Raw genomic sequence first — 17,039 nt, 5'->3', positions numbered from 1 at the left:
GTGGCACAGGTCTTCCTTGGTCTAGGATCAAATCAGGGAAAAAGAAAATCCTACCTGCGAAAGGCTTTAAAAGAGATAGAGGCTCTGGGAGAGCATATGGTTGCCTCCCATGTCTATCGCACAAAACCTTATGGATTTACCCATCAACCAGATTTTCTCAATATGGTGGTGAGGATAGAAACCTCTCTTGCTCCTGAAGATCTTCTTGAAAAGCTTCTCGATATCGAATCCCGCCTCGGAAGAATACGCCAACAGAAATGGGGTCCGAGAACCATAGACATAGATCTTCTCTTTTACGATCAACACATTATAAAACTTCCTCACCTCGTTGTTCCCCATCCAGATCTTCACAACCGTGATTTCGTTCTTCGACCTATGATGGATATTGATCCAGACTTCTTTCATCCTGAACTCAAAAAAACGATCCGGGAGTTATGGAATATCCTTAAAGAAGCCCATCCTCCGCAAGAAAAAGAATCTTAAGCACATGAAGAGGAAGAAGCGTATGCTTGCCTTTCAAAAGATCGGTAAGAAAAGAGACAAGTGTTGTTTTGCTTGACCAGGCGTAAATATGTTTTTTTACCACTGTTTCCCAATCCTTCCACTCATAGAGAAAAAGCCTGGGAACCTCCAAAACGTAAGCCGCATATTCAAAAAGCGCTTCAACCAGCGACGGCAAAAAAGCATACTCATCAGGAAGCTGGGCACGTAATACTTTTTGCCAGGTTTGAACAGAAAAAGCCAAGCCCTCTTTTTTGAAAGCGTAAGAAACTTTTCTGACAACCTTCTCTGAAACCAAAAGCTTTTCCCATTTTGCCAAGGTTTTTGGAGAAAGTCTATAAAAAAAGCTTTGGCCAGAAATAGTACCAAGGGTTTGCAAGGCATCATAATACCCAAGCTTCATCCACTTTTGAAGAATTTCTGGAACAAAGTCAAACTCTCCACCAAAGCTCATGCTGTTTTTAATATAAATGGTCTCCGTACCCACAATATTGGGAGGACGATTGTTCCCTATACCCGAATTATCCACGACAATGATCCTTCGATAGCCTCGTTGGCGTGCCAGTTCATGGGGAAGGTTATTGTAGAGTCCCCCATCCACAAAAAGATCTTTTCCTATGCGGGGATTCTTAAAACCAGGAAAAGCAGCACTGGCAAGAAGATAGTCCGCCCATTTTCCTGGCTCAACATCAGAAAGAAAAGCCTTCATAGGAGAAAAATCATTCACCCGAACACTGATAAGCCCAATATCAAGCCCACTTCTCCGGAGCCTCGGCTCGTCAAGGTAGCTGTCTATAAGCATCCGAAGAGGTTGGGTATTAATACCGCCTTCTTTAAGAATTTTATGAAGAAAATCCTGAAAAATAGGAAAATTTTTTTTCGTGAGAACAAATTTCCCCTCTGAAAGAAGCTCATGGGGAAGTTCAAGAACCTGAGAAAGGGAAAGCGATGACCAGAGTTGTTCAGCCTTAAAGTAGTCCCCCTGCCCTATAAGACAGGCATTGATAGCACCCACAGAGGTTCCAAAGATGGCCTCCAGACGTATCCCATTTTCCCGAAGAGCCTTCCAGACCCCAATGTGATACGCTCCCTTTGCCCCACCTCCTCCGAGGACAAGAGCATAACCTTTTGCCATAACAAAACTCCTTTTTTACTCCCACTCTATAGTTGCTGGTGGTTTGGAGGTAATATCATAAACTACCCGATTCACACCAGGTATTTCTCGTACAATACGATTGGCCACACGTTCCAGAATATCGAGAGGAAGTCTTCCCCATTCTGCTGTCATCCCATCCGAACTCGTCACACTTCGAAGAGCAATAACATGTCCATACGAACGTTCATCTCCCATGACCCCCACACTCCGGATGGGAAGAAAAACAGCAAACGCCTGCCATACCTTGTCGTAATACCCTGTTACCTTCAATTCCGAGATAAAGATATGATCCGCCTTTCTGAGAAGCTCAAGCTTTTCTCTGGTGATATCCCCTATAACTCTCACAGCAAGTCCCGGACCAGGAAAGGGATGTCTCCCCAAAATATCTTCAGGAATACCAAGAATTCTCGCTACCTCTCTCACCTCATCCTTAAAAAGAAAACGAAATGGTTCGATGATTTTCCCCTGCTTTTCAAGTTCCTCTACTTCTTTGACACGGTTGTGGTGAGTTTTGATGGTTTGAGAGGGCCCTTTCACAGCATTCGATTCTATAACATCAGGATAAAGCGTCCCCTGGATAAGAAAATCAAAATCAGAGAGTCCATGATAGAACACATCAACAAAAACCTTCCCGATGATTTTACGCTTCTGTTCAGGATCATTTACCCCCTCCAGGGCAGAAAGAAACCGATCACTGGCATCAATATACTCAACCGCAAGCCCAAGACGATCCCTGAGATTGGCTAGGACCTCCTCCGCCTCCTGATAACGCAAAAGCCCATTATTGACAAAGATAGCCTTTACATCGGTTCCCAAAGCCCTGTGTGCAAGCACCGCCAGCGTGGTAGAATCCACCCCGCCGCTTACCCCAAGAACCACACGCTTTCCCTTACACTTTGTACGCAGTTCCTCGATAGTCTTCTCCACAAAATTTTCCATACTCCAGTTCATCGTCGCACGAGCAATGCCTTTGACAAAATTCCCAAGAAGAATCCGTCCATCCTCTGTATGAACCACCTCCGGATGAAACTGGACACAGTAGATGGGCTTTTGGGTATGCTGGATCGCCGTCAACACACCATCCTGGCTTTTTCCCACAATCTCAAAACCCTCAGGCACCCTCAACACGGAATCCCCATGACTCATCCAGATAACCGAATTGTCACGAACCCCTTGAAAAAGAACAGAATCCTTTTTCATAAGGGAAAGGTATGCTTTGCCATACTCGCGGTGAAGGCTCTTTTCAACCTTGCCACCGAGAAGATGAACCGTAAGCTGCATGCCATAACAGATGCCCAGGATAGGAATACCAAGATCATAGATTTGAGGAGAAATCATGGGGGCGTTTTCATCCGAAACACTGGATGGACCACCAGAAAGGATGATACCGGCAGGCTCCATAGCCCGAAGCTCATCCAGATTCAGGTTGTAAGGATAGATCTCTGAAAAAACTCCCAGCTCTCTCACCCTTCGGGCAATCAGCTGGGTATATTGAGAACCAAAATCAAGAATAACGATACTTCCTTTCATGCTTTTTTCCCCTGCTGGGTAATAAGATTGAGTGCACTCCCCGCCTTAAACCAGGCAATCTGTGTATCATTGTAGGTATGTTGACAGAAGATGGTCTCGTTTGTTCCGTCACTATGGTGAAGCACAACAGCAAGCATCTCACCAGGCTTCAAAGAGCTTACTGGAATATCTATGAGATCATCCTCACGTACCTTTTCATAGTCTTCCTCATGCGCAAAAGTAAGAGCTAACAGCCCCTGTTTTTTGAGGTTTGTTTCATGAATACGGGCAAAACTTCGAGCAATCACAGCCACACCCCCAAGGTGTCTTGGTTCCATAGCCGCATGTTCTCGACTCGAGCCCTCACCATAGTTTTTATCTCCGATAATCACCCAGGGAATATGAGAGGTCTTGTAGGCTCTGGCTACCTGAGCAGGTGTCTGGTATTCCCCGTTAAGAAGGTTTTTTACCCTGCCCGTTTCACCGCTAAAAGCACTGGTTGCTCCAAGGAGAAGATTGTTAGAAATGTTGTCCAGATGCCCACGATACTTCAGCCAGGACCCTGCCATAGAAATATGATCGGTCGTGCATTTTCCCGCAACCTTCATCAGCACACGACACCCTGTAAAATCCTCACCATTCCAGGCAGGAAATCTATCAAGAAGCTGGAGCCGTTCGCTCGTTGGAGAAACAATAATACGAACCCCTTTCGGATCTTCTGCGGGTGGAAGAAGCCCAAGCTGCGTATCAGAAGAAAATGCCTCGGGAATCTCCTCCCCCTTTGGTTCAGGAAGACGTATGTTCCTCCCATCTGGAAGGGAAAGTGTGTCCACACGTGGATCAAAATCAAGCCTCCCTGCAAGGCCAAGCGCTACGACCAGCTCCGGACTGGTAACAAACGCGTGGGTATGGGGATTGCCATCTGCCCGTTTGGCAAAGTTTCGGTTAAAGCTTGTGACAATAGTGTTGGGTGTATTGGCTGCCATATCGTAACGATCCCACATTCCGATACACGGCCCACACGTATTGGAGAAAATCACCACTCCAGCATCTTTAAAAATCTTGAGAATGCCATTCTTTTCCAGCGTCATTCGTATACGATCAGAACCGGGATTAAGATAGAGTTTTGATCGTGGCGTTATCCCCTGCGCCATAGCCTCTTTGAGAAGAAACGCTGCCTTCGTCAGATCCTCATAACTGGAATTGGTACAACTCCCGATAAGCCCCGCGCTCACTTCGACAGGGTAATTTTCCTTTTTAAGAGTTTCCTTCATCGTAGAAAGAGGATGAGCAAGATCAGGTGTAAATGGACCATTCAGATGGGGTTCGAGTTCAGAGAGGTTGATCTCTATCACCTGATCATAGTATTTCTCAGGATGAGCCTCCACCTCCTCATCCATTTTCAAATGTGAAGCTATGGTATCTGCCATCTCTGCCACTTCCGCTCGACCGGTAGCTCTCAGGTACGCAGCTATCTTCTCGTCATAGGGGAACACCGAAGAGGTTGCTCCAAGTTCCGCGCCCATGTTACAGATGGTGGCCTTCCCTGTTGCAGAAAGGGTTCTTGCCCCAGGACCAAAATACTCCATCACACACCCTGTACCACCCTTGACGGTAAGCTTCCCCAAAAGGGCAAGAATCACATCCTTGGGGGATGTCCATCCCTGAAGTTTTCCGGTTAGTTTGACACCAATAATCTTTGGCCATTTAAGTTCCCAGGGAATACCAACCATCACATCAACGGCATCAGAACCACCAACACCAATCCCCATCATTCCCAGCCCACCTGCATTGGGAGTATGGGAATCTGTCCCAATCATCATACCACCAGGAAAGGCATAGTTTTCCAGCACAATCTGATGAATAATCCCTGCCCCCGGTTCCCAGAAGTGAATATTGTAACGAAGGGCCATCGAACGAAGAAAATCATACACCTCCTGGTTTTCAACAAGGGCACGCTTGAGATCTGTTTCAGCATCATCACGAGCCTGAACAAGGTGATCACAATGAATCGAGGCAGGAACAACCGTGGTTTCCCTACCAGCATGAATAAACTGCAAGAGAGCCATTTGAGCCGTTGCATCCTGCATCGCCACCCTATCGGGCTGAAACTCTGCATATAATTTGCCACGTTCATACATAGCAACCATATTCTGATCAAAAAGATGGTTATAAAGAATCTTTTCAGTAAGGGTAAGCGGCCTGGAAAGAAGTTTTCTTGCCTTTTCTATGGTTTGTGGGTAGCGCTGATAGCAACGTTCGATAATGTCTTTGTGATACACCATGCCTTTCTCCTTCGAGTCTTAGTCTTTTGTAATAGGTTTCATCGTGGGAAACAAAATCGTATCACGGATAGAAGCAGTGTCAATAAAAATCATCGCGAGTCTATCTATCCCGATGCCCATCCCTCCAGTAGGCGGCATCCCATATTCAAGGGCAATCACATAATCCTCGTCCATGTACATAGCCTCATCATCTCCCTGACTCTTCCGTCTCACCTGCTCTAGGAACCGCTCCCTCTGCACAAACGGATCATTAAGCTCGGAAAAAGCATTGCCCAACTCCCGACCAAAAGCATACGGCTCAAATCGCTCCACAAATTCCGGATCATCTTCTTTGTACTTTGCCAGAGGAGAAATCTCTGCAGGATATTCGTAGATAATGACAGGTTCCATGAGATTTGGCTCTACCTTTTCTTCAAACACCAAATTGAGAATCTCCCATTTCCCCATGTAGGAATCCACCTCTTCAATGCCCGCTTTTTGAGCGGCAGAAACAGCATCTTCGCGCGTTTTGATGCTCGAAACATCAACGCCAGCATATTCCTTGAGAGCATCAACATACCGTATCTTTTTCCATTTCCCAAAGTCTACCTCCTTTCCCTGGTAGGTAAAAGAGGTGCTGCCCTTCAGATGGAGAGCAAGCTCTTTCATTAACGTTTCAAAGATCTCCATCATGGTCGTATAATCTGCATAGGCCTGGTAAAGCTCAAGCATCGTAAACTCGGGATTGTGACGTGTATCGATCCCCTCGTTTCTAAAATTCCTGTTAAGCTCAAAAACACGATCAAATCCACCGACAATCAGTCGTTTGAGAAAAAGTTCTGGGGCAATACGGAGGTAAAGATCCATATCCAGGGCATTGTGATGGGTAATAAAAGGTCTCGCGGAAGCACCACCGGGAATAGTTTGCATCATCGGAGTTTCTACCTCGAGAAAACCGCGATCCTCAAGAAACCGACGAATGTACTGGATCATCTTAAAACGAATCATAAAGTCCTGTTTCACCTTTTCGTTCACAATAAGATCAAGGTAACGCTGTCTGTAACGAACCTCAACATCGGTGAGACCATGAAACTTTTCTGGCAATCCCAGAAGTGCCTTGGCCAAGAGAACAAAATTCTTCACCAGAATGGTGATCTCTCCCTTATGGGTACGAAACACATCACCTTCCACCCCGATGATATCCCCGACATCAATCAGTTTGAATCTCTCAAACAGTTCATCGCCAAGAATATCCTTTCGGGCATAGATCTGAATATTCCCCTGCGGATCCCTCAGCGTAGCAAAGACAGCCTTGCCAAAATCTCGAAGAAGCATCACACGGCCAGCTGCCTTCACGGGAAATTCCTTTTCTCCACCCTCTACAAAGCGTTTTTTTATATCCTCAGAAAGATCCTGTCTCTCATAACGATTGGGATAAGGGTTGACTCCCATTTTTTTCCATGTATCAAGCTTGAGAAGACGGTTCTGTTTTTCGTCACTTAAGAGATTTTCGCTCATCGTACTCTCCTTGATTCTCCTCAATTTACGTGAGTTGTATTATAAAGCAAAAAGCAAAAATTGGCAATTTATCGAATTGCTTCATAATAAAAGTACTCGAAAAGGGAACGTTGCTTCAAAATAAAAAAGTACTTTAAATTTGTGTAAAATAATCCAGTTCAAAGAACTGGAGGTAAAAGGTGGAGTTAGCGATGTTTGAAAGGAGACCTATTTACAGGGAAACGGCAAAACAATATCAAAAAGCCAGCAAAAAAGAGAAAAAGGAGATACTGGATTATTTTGTGAGGATAACAGGTTTAAAAAACCGAAACTATGCCGCCAGGCTCTTGAGGCAGCACGGAAAAACCATCTATGTAGGCAAGAAAAATTACCTTAAAGCCGACATAGCCAAGAAGGGCAAAAGACCTGGCAGAAAGAAAAAATTCGGCGAAGAGGAACTAAAACTTCTAAAAAAGGTCTGGGAAATTGAAAACTACATGTGTGGCAAACGTTTAAAGCCAATTTTAAATGAAGTTTTAGATAATCTCTTAGCAAACGGGCATTTCCAGGGTTTTCAACAGGCCATAGAGAACTTGCGCCATATAAGTGCTTCAAGTATTGACCGACTTTTGAAACATGAGCGTAAAAAGCTTGAGATAAAAGGACGAAAAGGTACAAAGCCTGGAACGCTATTAAAGCAACAAATAGCTATACGCACGTGGGCAGAGTGGGATGAAAATTGCCCTGGGTTCATGGAGATTGATCTGGTAGCCCATGAGGGAGGAAATAGCCGGGGAGATTTTGCTCAAACATTAAATATGGTGGATGTTTGGAGCGGTTGGACAGAACTTGTGGCAATCAAAAACAAAGCTTCAAAATGGGTAAGAGAAGCCATAGAAAAAGTCCAAAGAAGACTTCCTTTTGAGTTACGGGGAATTGATTCTGATACCGTGCTGAATTTATTAATCATCCTCTGCGATTGTGTGAGAAGCACCAGATAAAATTTACAAGAGGAAGAAGCTCCCGTTCCAATGATAACTGCTACGTTGAGCAGAAAAACTATTCCATAGTCCGCCAGAATGTTGGATACTTCCGCTACGATACCGAGGAAGAAGTCTACTACTTGAACCGACTCTATGCGTATCTCAGGCTTTATGCCAACTTTTTTCAACCGGTTATGAAAATGACAGAGAAAAAGAGAATCGGAAGCAAGGTGCAAAAGAAGCATGATGATATTAAAACTCCCTACCAGCGGCTTTTAGAAAGCTCTTATGTAAGTGAGGCACAAAAGGAACGCCTAACAAGGCTTTATAAGGCTCTCGATTTGTTTCACCTAAGACAAAAAATTACAGCTTGCCAGAGAAAACTTTACAGCCTTCAAAAGAAAAAGAATGTAAAAAACAAAAATTTGGAGGAAACTGTATGGAATTTTTGAGTACTTTTTTTATGAGGCAATGATTCGAATTTCGAGTACTTTTTTATTTGACGCAACGGGTTTATCTCAAAAACAAAAAAGCCCGGCATGACCGGGCTTAGCGTTTTTATGCCTTATTTTGCAAGGGCAAATGATGAAGGGCCTCCTCGATAGCCTCGCCAGGATATTCGTAGTCCTCCATGGCTCCATCGAAGTAAAGCTGATAAGAGTTGAGATCAAAAAATCCATGACCACTCAAGTTAAACAGGATCACGCGTGGGGTAGCTTCTTCACGAGCTCTTACGGCTTCATCGATAGCTGCCTTGATAGCATGGGTGCTTTCTGGAGCAGGCACTAACCCTTCTACCCTCGCAAAGAGAACTCCCGCCTCAAAAACCTCTTTCTGATAGTAAGCCCTTGCCTCAATAAGACCCTGATCGAGCACAGCACTTACTAGAGGAGCCATACCATGGTAGCGCAAACCACCTGCATGAATAGTTGGAGGCATAAAGGTATGTCCAAGGGTGTGCATCTTCATAATCGGTGTCATCCCCGCTGTATCACCGTAGTCATAAGTGTAAATCCCCTTGGTAAGTGTAGGACACGCCTTGGGTTCAACAGCAATAACCTTTACCTTCTTCCCCTCACGAATGACGTCATGCAAAAAGGGAAAAGCTATTCCACCAAAATTACTTCCTCCTCCCACGCATCCGATCACCACATCAGGATAGGTGTCAATCATCGCCAGCTGCTGTTTTGCCTCAAGTCCAATAATTGTCTGATGCAAAAGCACATGATTTAAAACGCTTCCCAGAGCATAGTTGGTATCCTTCCTGTTTGCAGCCTCTTCAACCGCTTCACTAATAGCAATTCCAAGGCTTCCAGGATTCGAGGGATCGTCTGCGAGGATCTTTCGGCCAAACTCTGTTTGGCTACTTGGACTGGCGATACACTCTGCCCCCCATGTCGCCATCAACTGTCGCCGAGCTGGTTTCATGTTGTAGCTACTTTTCACCATGTAAACCCGTACCTGAACCCCAAAAAGAGCACCAGCGAGAGAAAGTGCACTCCCCCATTGACCGGCACCCGTTTCAGTAGTGAGACGATTAACCCCTTCCTTCTTGTTGTAGTAGACCTGAGCAATCGCCGTATTTGGCTTATGAGAACCTGCCGGTGATGCCCCTTCATATTTGTAGTAGATTTTCGCCGGTGTCTTCAGATACTTTTCAAGATGAATGGCACGAAAAACCGGCGTTGGTCTCCAGCGTGCGTACACATCAAGCACCTCTTCGGGAATGTCAATCCAGCGCTCGGTGGAAACCTCCTGCTCTATCAGTGCCCTGGGGAAAATTGCTCCCAGAGCATCCGGAGAGACCGGTTTCCCATCAAGACCAAGAGGAGGATCCAGAGGTTTCGGCAAATCCGCCTGGATATTGTACCACTTCCTGGGCATGTCTTTCTGCATAAGATCAATCTTCTGAATTTCCATAAAAAACTCCTTGGGTGTTTCTTTCTATAGAAACATATTATAAAGCAAAAAGAAAAAAAGTAAAGAGAAAAACAAAAATTTTTTGATAAAAAGATTGGCATTAAAAAGAGAATATCCACCAATCATCACAGGCTTCACAGAGTGGTGTGCTTACCCCATAATGAGAAAACTGCCGTTCATAAGCATCCCCCAATCTTTTCAAACAGGTCTCCACCCCGTCAGAAAAGATATTTCCCACCGCATACTTTCCCTCTACGTCCTGACGACAGAGGGGAACCGTCCCATCAAAAAAAACAACGAGATTTCGCTGAAGAGACAAACATGGGGTACGTTTTACAGGAGAAAGATCAACTACCCGAGCATCGAGGAGTTTTCCCCCCAGACTATCCGGTTTGCGGATAATGATTCGCCCAGAAAAATCTTTCCACAGCTCATGAAATCGCATGATCTCTCTGTCATTCTCATGGGTGCGCGTCATCTGGATATACATACGCTCTTTTGAAGGAAGCGCATGGAGAAACTCAAGTCCGCTCAACCCCTCAAAGGGCAAAAGAGAAGAAGACGGCTTTTTCCACTTTTGAAAGGTCTCGGAAGAAACAGTACTCACATCAATAACGATCTCCGTATTCGGCAAAGAAAGAATTTCTTCCACCCTCCCGGGCAAAAGGTGAATGGCACGACTCTCCAGCAAAAACCGCCGGGAAGGCCTCTTCTGGATCTCATGAAGAAGCGTCTCCCACCCACTGTAAACAAAAACCTCCCCATACAATCCAAAACTGATAACCGCATCAGGGGCAAACCCATCAAGTATCTCAAGAAGCCTCACGAGATCCGCAGGTTTCATTTCCCCCTCACGGGAAAGATCTGTCACAAACGGCCCTGAAGATTCGTGCAGAGTTGTCAATTCAATTTCTATATACGTTGGCACCTGTCGAAGACTTTCTGGATGAGACTGTATCCACTCATGGATCTCCCGAAGAGAGGAAAAGTTTTTCCCGCTTTCAATTATTTTTTTCAAAACAAGAGCCTGATAATGATTCTCCGGAAGAAAACTTATCCGATATTCAAGCAAACGAATATCTGTAAACACGATATTGCAATCGTAAGAAGAAAGATCCTGCCCCAACCACTCCTTAAGCGTGCGCCGAAACATTGGCGTCCCATCAGGCAGTGCCCTTTTCAAAAACGGAGCAAGACTTGTATCAAGCACCTCGCCCATAAGACCGGAAGGGAGTTCCGCATAGGTATAATCAAAGAGAAAACGCTTTTGTTTTTCCAGAGCTTCTTCTAAAAGAGAACGCTGAATGAGAGGAGCGTACGCAGGAACCAGAACCAGCTGGGTATGAGAAGGAAATCCCTCCAGCCAGGCGCAAAAAGCCCTGCCATCCGAAAACTGCACCGCTTGTACACCCTCTATCGGACTTCTCTCCGCACAAAAGAAACTCTCGTCTGCCAGTCCCTCCAGACGCCTGTGCGTAAGAAAAAACCAGGACTCAGCCTCTTGGGATTTGTTGTATACCGGACCATCGAGATAGAGAATAACCACAGGAGTTTTCTTCATCGGTTTTCCTTTTGCTTGATAGTATTATCTTAAAGAAAAACGCACTAAAAGGCAAGTCTTTTAAGCAACCGTTTCTCCGGAATCTCGAGAAGCCCGCTCAAAACAAAAAATACCAACAAAGAGAAGTCCAATGCCTATCCATTTAAAAAGTGAGACTGTCTCGTGAAAAAAGACAAATCCCAACCCCGTGGCAAATACAGGGGCAGCAAGTTCCAACGCGGCTGCCTGAGCTGTTTTGAGCCTTTTGAGACCCTCATAGTAAAAAAAGTATCCCACGCCAATCAAAGCCCCAAAAAGAAGAGATTGGAAAGAAAGAAAAAGGTGCTGACTCACCAGGAGTGCCAAAAGCCCATAAAAAGGCAACGAAACAAGAAATCTCCCCATCGTAATCAGTGAAGATGGCTGATTCTGGAGATACTTCTTGGCAAGAAGTCCCGACAGAGCCCAGAAAACCGTCGCCCCCAGCACGAGAAAATCCCCCACTCCACCAAAACGAAGCCCCAAAAGGTTATCAAGACTCCCGCTAATAACCAAAAGAGCAGAGAAAAGCATCGCGACAATCCCCCCATAGTCCCAAAAAGAAAATTTTCCCTCATGAAAGATGAAATGACCAAAAAGCACCAAAAACACCGGTTGGAGATGCGCAATAAGCACCGCGTTCACCACCGGAGTGTGAAAAAACAGAATAGCTATAAAATACAAAAGATCCGCAAAGAAACTCCCCAAAAAACCTATGAGAAAAAAAGCACGCCACTGAGGAAAAGAGAGTGTCAACCCATTCACAAAAGACTTTTTTTGAGAGAAGAGTATTCGTGTAGAAAAAAACACTCCCGACATCACCACGCACCCCAAGGCACGGGAAAAAAGCATCTGATCAAAACCCGTATCTGCTCCAATCGTCCTCGCAAGAATAGGTTCAAAAGCCCAGATGGCGGCCGCCCCAAGAACAGCTAAAATACCCACAAGACGCATACCAACTCCTTAAAACAAGGATAGAAGGTATAGTATACAGAAAAGAAAAAAGAATTTCTATTTTTCCTTTTCACAAAAATTTTTTCATTACCTGTATGACAACATCGATTTCCAAAACAATCAATTTCCGCCCCACATCCCACATATCAAGAGATTCGAACAAACATTTTGTGGTACACTCATCCAAAACAGGACAACATTTCTCCCGGCATACAAAAACCCGCATCACAAAAAAAGCCATCTGCTAAAAAAACAGATGGCCTTTGGGGCTAACAGGAGTCGAACCTGTGGCCCACAGTTTAGGAAACTGTTGCTCTATCCCTCTGAGCTATAGCCCCATGGTGTCTTATATTTTAGGAGAAACCGTCTCTTTTGTCAATTTTTCTAATTGTGAGCGGTATACAAACGCCTGTAGGGCATAAAGAGTCTAAAAACCTTCGCAAAATAAGGAAAATTCAGTGAAGTCATATGAAACGCATACCGAACATTGGTTTGAAGCAAAAGACGATAAAAACAAAGAATAGGCTCAAGAAGAACACCATCATCCAGAATACTCTCCACAGTTGCAATAACATGCTGACTTCCCATAGCCAGGGCATGGGAAACGATGGATTGGGTATGCGGACTGGCCTCACAGCAATGAAAAAAACAAAGCTCTTCTCCTACCACAGGAAGTAATGAAAAAGTTTTGTCATTGGAGAAAAGCTTGCCGTCCTTCCCATGCGCGATAACGTGGAGAAACCTGTACGTTTTTTCCCAGAGAATCGAAGAAAAAAAGCCCACATCTACCGTATCTACCTGAAAAAGAGAAAACAGGAGGTTTTTCTCAGCTTCTGACCACCCGAGAGTGCTATCCACAACAACGAGACCTCGCGAAGAGGTATTCTTAACTTTTTTTTCAGCAACCGGCAAGAAAAACTCCCACAAAGCCTGATCCTCTCCCCCAGGAAAAAACCACAAAGGAATCTCTCCATGCGTAAAAATCTGCAACCAGCCATGATGAATGAACTCTTGAGGCAATCGAAAAGTCTCGCAAAATATATCAAATGCCAGCTTTTTAGCATCCGAAGCCAGAGAACTTACCTGACGCAGAGAAGAGATTTGTGCGAGAAACCCTCGCCATCGTTCCCAGGAGAGATAGGTTTCCCATAGAAACATCTCCTGCTCCACAATAAGTCTTATATACCCCTCTTTTTTCTGATAAAATAAAAGCTTTGCCGGACCATTTTCCAGACGTTTAAGAAGGGCATCATGATGGCTGCTCAGAGAAAGACCCGGGGTATTTTCCCACCATCTCCACGATTGATTCACAAACAACCCCTATGGATTTGGTTTCACAACCACCACTCGAGCCGATCTGAGGGCATTGTGGGTTTGGGCATGGGCGAGAAGCTTCCGGGCATCCCTTCGGCTTATCACCACTTCAGTAGGGTTTCTTCCCTTTATAGCGATGGGAACAACATAAAAAATACGGTTACCTATACGCTGGCTTTGAAAAGCAGCCACAAGGCTCGCAACGTATTGACAGACTCCCCGCTCCATGAGAACCGTATCATCAACCACCTCAGGACCATAGATAAGATTATCATCTTCATCATATACCCGAAACTGAAGTGAGGGAAGAAACTGGGGATAAAGAAACACATCAATAACGATACCATCATACCACAAGATATCCCTCTGATTACGGATATAGTTTGAGAGGGAGATACGATTTCTATCTCTAAAAAAGATCTGAGCAATGCCCTTCGGACCAAAAAAATCAAGTTCAGCCATACCCTTCATAAAGCCCTTTTCTTGAACAAGTGGATAATAAAAAGCATGGTTCGCTGCCTCAATAAGTTCGTTTCGAATCTGTGTTTGGAGAGAGTAATAGTCACGTAAGAGAAATATATCAGATATCTGTATATACCCCATCGTTTTCATCAATCGCTCGCGTAATTCTTCACGAATTTCACTTTCAATCTTAGCACGCGTCTTTCCAATATTGGCATCAGCATTAGGAGTATAGGGAAGTTTAACCTCTGAACGTATTTTCCCTTGCGTCCAATTGATAAAACTCTGATACTCGGGAATACTTTGAACAACCTCCACAGATTTTGCCTTTTGAATATCCCAGAAGAAATCAACTGACCAGGCCATACTCCAGGTAAAAAAAACAAGCAGCCCTAGCTTTTTCATGATTCTCTCCACTCTCACTCTTGAATTATTGTAACTCAGAAAGAAGAAAAAGACAAATTTTTCAAGTTTTTTTCATCGCACTTTTTTGTATCCAGTTACAATATTTTTTCCTTAACTGCATTCTATTTTTGATTTTTTCTTTTTTCTCTGATAAAATATACAATGATAAAACCCAATAAACGATAATATCACAGAAGAGGAAAACGATGAAAGGTATCGTACTGGCCGGTGGCAGTGGCACCCGTCTCTATCCTATCACACGTTCGATTTCTAAACAACTTCTTCCTGTCTTTGATAAACCCATGGTGTATTATCCGATTTCAGTGTTGATGCTTGCAGGCATCCGGGAGATTTTGATTATTTCAACTCCCCAGGATCTTCCTTTATTCCAGAGGCTGCTGGGGGATGGATCTCAGTGGGGGGTAACATTCTCCTACAAGGAACAACCCAGACCGGAGGGACTTGCTCAAGCCTTTTTGATAGGGGAGGATTTCATTGAAAATCAGAGCTGTTGTCTCATTCTTGGAGACAATATCTTTTATGGCTATGGTTTCTCAGAAAAACTTGCAAGAGCCTCTCAAAGAAATCATGGGGCTTGCATTTTTGCCTACCATGTCGATGACCCGGAAAGGTATGGCGTAGTAGAATTTGACAAGAGAGGTCGTGTAATTTCCATTGAGGAAAAGCCCGCAAAACCACGATCTTCCTATGCTGTAACGGGTTTGTATTTTTATGATAATACCGTCGTTTCTAAGGCTAAAACACTCAAACCTTCGGCGCGGGGAGAGCTTGAGATCACTGATCTCAACCGTCTGTACCTGGAAGAAGGAACCCTTGAGATAGAAGTGCTGGGACGGGGATTTGCCTGGCTTGATACCGGAACCCATGAGAGTCTGCTTGAAGCCTCTACCTTTATTGAAACCATTGAACACCGCCAGGGGCTAAAGGTTGCTTGTTTAGAAGAGATCGCCTATCTCAAAGGATTTATCTCCCTTGAACAGTTTCGCTCTCTCGGGGAAGCGATGAAAAACAACCAGTACGGACAGTACATTCTCAAAAGGGCAGAGGAGATAAAACATGGGATTTGAACCAACCCCCATTGCAGGTCTTTTCATATACACCCCAAAGGTTTTTCAAGATGAACGAGGGTATTTTTTTGAGAGTTACAATGCCAGGGTCTTTGCCGAATATGGAATACAGACCTCTTTTGTTCAGGACAATCAGTCCTTCTCCAAACGAGGCGTGGTACGGGGATTACACTTTCAGCGCCCCCCTTACACTCAAGCCAAACTTGTTCGTGTCATTCACGGTGTCATATGGGACGTGGCAGTAGATCTTCGTTCATCCTCCCCCACATATAAACAGTGGTTTGGCCTCGAGCTTTCTGATACCAATTTCCGCCAACTTTACATCCCAGCAGGATTTGCTCATGGCTTTGTGGTGCTGTCAGAAGAAGCCATCGTAGCTTATAAGACGGACAATTTTTACCACCCCGCCTCTGATGGAGGGATACGCTATAATGATCCCGAGATCAATATAGCCTGGCCATGTCCTATTGATGAATCCCTCCTCTCCCAAAAGGATAAAAATCTCCCCTTCCTCAAAGATATCGGGGACGTTTTTGGAGATAGATGATGAAGATTATGGTTACAGGTGCTCTTGGCCAACTTGGTACAGAAATCAAACGATTGGCAGAAAACTCTCAACACCATTTCGTGTTTACGGATAGAGATGATCTCGACATTACCAGTTATCAGGCAGTAGAAGAAGGGCTCCGTCAGGGTTTTGATGGAATTATTAACTGTGCCGCCTACACTGCTGTGGACAAAGCGGAAACCGATAAAGAGAAGTGTTATGCCCTCAATAGCCAGGCAGTAGAAAACCTTGCCAAAGCCTGCCACAAACACCACCTTTTCCTGGTACATATTTCGACGGACTATGTCTTTGACGGTCGACAGTTCCTTCCGTATCAGGAGAGCGATGACCCCAATCCCCTCTCCGTCTATGGCACAAGTAAGCTTGAAGGGGAAGAAAGAGCCTTTGGAGCTCATGATCATGTGACTATCATCAGAACAAGCTGGTTGTACTCCCCCTATGGCAGTAACTTTGTAAAAACCATCCGCAGACTCCTGGGAGAAAAGCCAGAGATTCGAGTGGTCTTTGACCAGGTGGGAACACCTACAGCTGCACGAACCCTTGCCAATGTTATTGTCAATTTTCTTGACGTCTGGAAAGAGTCCAAAAACACTATCTACCACTACTCCAACGAAGGCATAGCAAGCTGGTACGATTTTGCGGTGGCCATCGCGAGATTTTCCGGGTATTCTGTGCCTATTCTCCCCATATCTACCGAAGAGTATCCCACCCCAGCTAAAAGACCCCACTACAGTGTTCTGGACAAAAGGAAAATCAAAGCCTCACTTGGCATCACTATTCCCCACTGGCAGGAAGCTCTCGAAGAAACGATTCGAGAAATAACCCAAGGAGTATAAACG

General features: G+C 44.7%; 13 protein-coding genes, 1 tRNA gene and 1 pseudogene. 5 read left to right on the top strand and 10 right to left on the bottom strand.

The genetic code is table 11. From position 1 onward, the window contains the following. Entirely contained in the window at positions 1 to 483 is a 483-nt protein-coding gene (gene folK / locus KDW03_RS04085) for a 2-amino-4-hydroxy-6-hydroxymethyldihydropteridine diphosphokinase (RefSeq protein ID WP_271436124.1), read from the top strand. Here folK and KDW03_RS04080 read toward each other — a convergent pair. Genes KDW03_RS04080 through lysS form a run of 4 tightly spaced genes read right to left on the bottom strand, consistent with a single transcriptional unit; the run spans position 446 to position 6,948 of the window. Beyond that, positions 446 to 1,636, bottom strand: coding sequence for a patatin-like phospholipase family protein (locus KDW03_RS04080; protein WP_271436123.1), 1,191 nt, complete (start codon positions 1,634 to 1,636; stop codon positions 446 to 448). The two genes, folK and KDW03_RS04080, sit on opposite strands and share 38 nt — an antisense overlap. A gap of 15 nt (positions 1,637 to 1,651) precedes the next feature. Continuing rightward, the gene (guaA, locus tag KDW03_RS04075) at positions 1,652 to 3,187 is read right to left on the bottom strand and encodes a glutamine-hydrolyzing GMP synthase (RefSeq protein ID WP_271436122.1); all 1,536 of its coding nucleotides are present in this window, start codon (positions 3,185 to 3,187) and stop codon (positions 1,652 to 1,654) included. Further along, complete coding sequence (locus KDW03_RS04070) at positions 3,184 to 5,451, bottom strand: aconitate hydratase (RefSeq protein WP_271436121.1); 2,268 nt, start codon at positions 5,449 to 5,451, stop codon at positions 3,184 to 3,186. The genes guaA and KDW03_RS04070 overlap by 4 nt, the downstream gene beginning before the upstream one ends. 18 nt (positions 5,452 to 5,469) lie before the next feature. Further along, positions 5,470 to 6,948, bottom strand: coding sequence for a lysine--tRNA ligase (gene lysS / locus KDW03_RS04065; RefSeq protein ID WP_271436120.1), 1,479 nt, complete (start codon positions 6,946 to 6,948; stop codon positions 5,470 to 5,472). A gap of 191 nt (positions 6,949 to 7,139) precedes the next feature. On the opposite strand from lysS, the pseudogene KDW03_RS04060 reads away from it, so the two are divergent. Beyond that, positions 7,140 to 8,362 (top strand): annotated as a pseudogene (locus tag KDW03_RS04060) (integrase catalytic domain-containing protein). Positions 8,363 to 8,468: 106 nt separating this feature from the next. On the opposite strand, the gene KDW03_RS04055 reads toward KDW03_RS04060, so the two are convergent. The 6 genes from KDW03_RS04055 to KDW03_RS04030 all read right to left on the bottom strand — a co-directional run bounded on the left by KDW03_RS04055 (position 8,469) and on the right by KDW03_RS04030 (position 14,544). After that, positions 8,469 to 9,830: a TrpB-like pyridoxal phosphate-dependent enzyme gene (locus KDW03_RS04055; RefSeq protein WP_271436119.1), complete on the bottom strand. Its 1,362-nt coding sequence runs from the start codon at positions 9,828 to 9,830 to the stop codon at positions 8,469 to 8,471. A 100-nt stretch (positions 9,831 to 9,930) separates the two neighbouring features. After that, the gene (locus tag KDW03_RS04050; RefSeq protein WP_271436118.1) at positions 9,931 to 11,391 is read right to left on the bottom strand and encodes an SPASM domain-containing protein; all 1,461 of its coding nucleotides are present in this window, start codon (positions 11,389 to 11,391) and stop codon (positions 9,931 to 9,933) included. 60 nt (positions 11,392 to 11,451) lie between these two features. Then, positions 11,452 to 12,363 carry a DMT family transporter gene (locus KDW03_RS04045; RefSeq protein ID WP_271436117.1) on the bottom strand — a complete coding sequence of 304 codons (912 nt, stop codon included), beginning with the start codon at positions 12,361 to 12,363 and terminating at the stop codon, positions 11,452 to 11,454. 264 nt (positions 12,364 to 12,627) lie between these two features. Next, positions 12,628 to 12,701, bottom strand: a tRNA-Arg gene (locus KDW03_RS04040). Positions 12,702 to 12,747: 46 nt separating this feature from the next. After that, the gene (locus tag KDW03_RS04035) at positions 12,748 to 13,674 is read right to left on the bottom strand and encodes a hypothetical protein (protein ID WP_271436116.1); all 927 of its coding nucleotides are present in this window, start codon (positions 13,672 to 13,674) and stop codon (positions 12,748 to 12,750) included. Positions 13,675 to 13,683: 9 nt separating this feature from the next. Then, positions 13,684 to 14,544 carry a hypothetical protein gene (locus tag KDW03_RS04030; protein ID WP_271436115.1) on the bottom strand — a complete coding sequence of 287 codons (861 nt, stop codon included), beginning with the start codon at positions 14,542 to 14,544 and terminating at the stop codon, positions 13,684 to 13,686. Positions 14,545 to 14,750: 206 nt separating this feature from the next. Between KDW03_RS04030 and rfbA the strand changes: the two genes are divergently transcribed. From rfbA to rfbD, 3 genes are read left to right on the top strand one after another with little or no spacing between them, the layout of a single operon-like run. After that, positions 14,751 to 15,632: a glucose-1-phosphate thymidylyltransferase RfbA gene (gene rfbA / locus KDW03_RS04025; protein WP_271436114.1), complete on the top strand. Its 882-nt coding sequence runs from the start codon at positions 14,751 to 14,753 to the stop codon at positions 15,630 to 15,632. Beyond that, positions 15,622 to 16,179, top strand: coding sequence for a dTDP-4-dehydrorhamnose 3,5-epimerase (gene rfbC / locus KDW03_RS04020; protein ID WP_271436113.1), 558 nt, complete (start codon positions 15,622 to 15,624; stop codon positions 16,177 to 16,179). The genes rfbA and rfbC overlap by 11 nt, the downstream gene beginning before the upstream one ends. After that, positions 16,179 to 17,036 carry a dTDP-4-dehydrorhamnose reductase gene (gene rfbD / locus KDW03_RS04015; RefSeq protein ID WP_271436112.1) on the top strand — a complete coding sequence of 286 codons (858 nt, stop codon included), beginning with the start codon at positions 16,179 to 16,181 and terminating at the stop codon, positions 17,034 to 17,036. Before rfbC ends, rfbD begins: the two co-directional genes overlap by 1 nt. The last annotated feature ends 3 nt before the right edge of the window (positions 17,037 to 17,039 follow it).

Origin of the sequence: Thermospira aquatica (genome assembly GCF_023525255.1) — a bacterium.
Lineage (GTDB): Bacteria > Spirochaetota > Brevinematia > Brevinematales > Thermospiraceae > Thermospira > Thermospira aquatica.
The sequence above is the reverse complement of the archived record's forward strand: the minus strand, read 5'-3'. Positions and strand labels throughout refer to the sequence as shown.

What these genes read in the sequence shown, in the direction of transcription:
- KDW03_RS04030 (WP_271436115.1), bottom strand. Translation starts at nt 14,544, where the DNA reads ATGAAAAAGCTAGGGCTGCTTGTTTTTTTTACCTGGAGTATGGCCTGG.
- KDW03_RS04070 (WP_271436121.1), bottom strand. Translation starts at nt 5,451, where the DNA reads ATGGTGTATCACAAAGACATTATCGAACGTTGCTATCAGCGCTACCCA.
- KDW03_RS04045 (WP_271436117.1), bottom strand. Translation starts at nt 12,363, where the DNA reads ATGCGTCTTGTGGGTATTTTAGCTGTTCTTGGGGCGGCCGCCATCTGG.
- KDW03_RS04050 (WP_271436118.1), bottom strand. Translation starts at nt 11,391, where the DNA reads ATGAAGAAAACTCCTGTGGTTATTCTCTATCTCGATGGTCCGGTATAC.
- KDW03_RS04080 (WP_271436123.1), bottom strand. Translation starts at nt 1,636, where the DNA reads ATGGCAAAAGGTTATGCTCTTGTCCTCGGAGGAGGTGGGGCAAAGGGA.
- rfbC (WP_271436113.1), top strand. Translation starts at nt 15,622, where the DNA reads ATGGGATTTGAACCAACCCCCATTGCAGGTCTTTTCATATACACCCCA.
- lysS (WP_271436120.1), bottom strand. Translation starts at nt 6,948, where the DNA reads ATGAGCGAAAATCTCTTAAGTGACGAAAAACAGAACCGTCTTCTCAAG.
- rfbD (WP_271436112.1), top strand. Translation starts at nt 16,179, where the DNA reads ATGAAGATTATGGTTACAGGTGCTCTTGGCCAACTTGGTACAGAAATC.
- rfbA (WP_271436114.1), top strand. Translation starts at nt 14,751, where the DNA reads ATGAAAGGTATCGTACTGGCCGGTGGCAGTGGCACCCGTCTCTATCCT.
- KDW03_RS04055 (WP_271436119.1), bottom strand. Translation starts at nt 9,830, where the DNA reads ATGGAAATTCAGAAGATTGATCTTATGCAGAAAGACATGCCCAGGAAG.
- guaA (WP_271436122.1), bottom strand. Translation starts at nt 3,187, where the DNA reads ATGAAAGGAAGTATCGTTATTCTTGATTTTGGTTCTCAATATACCCAG.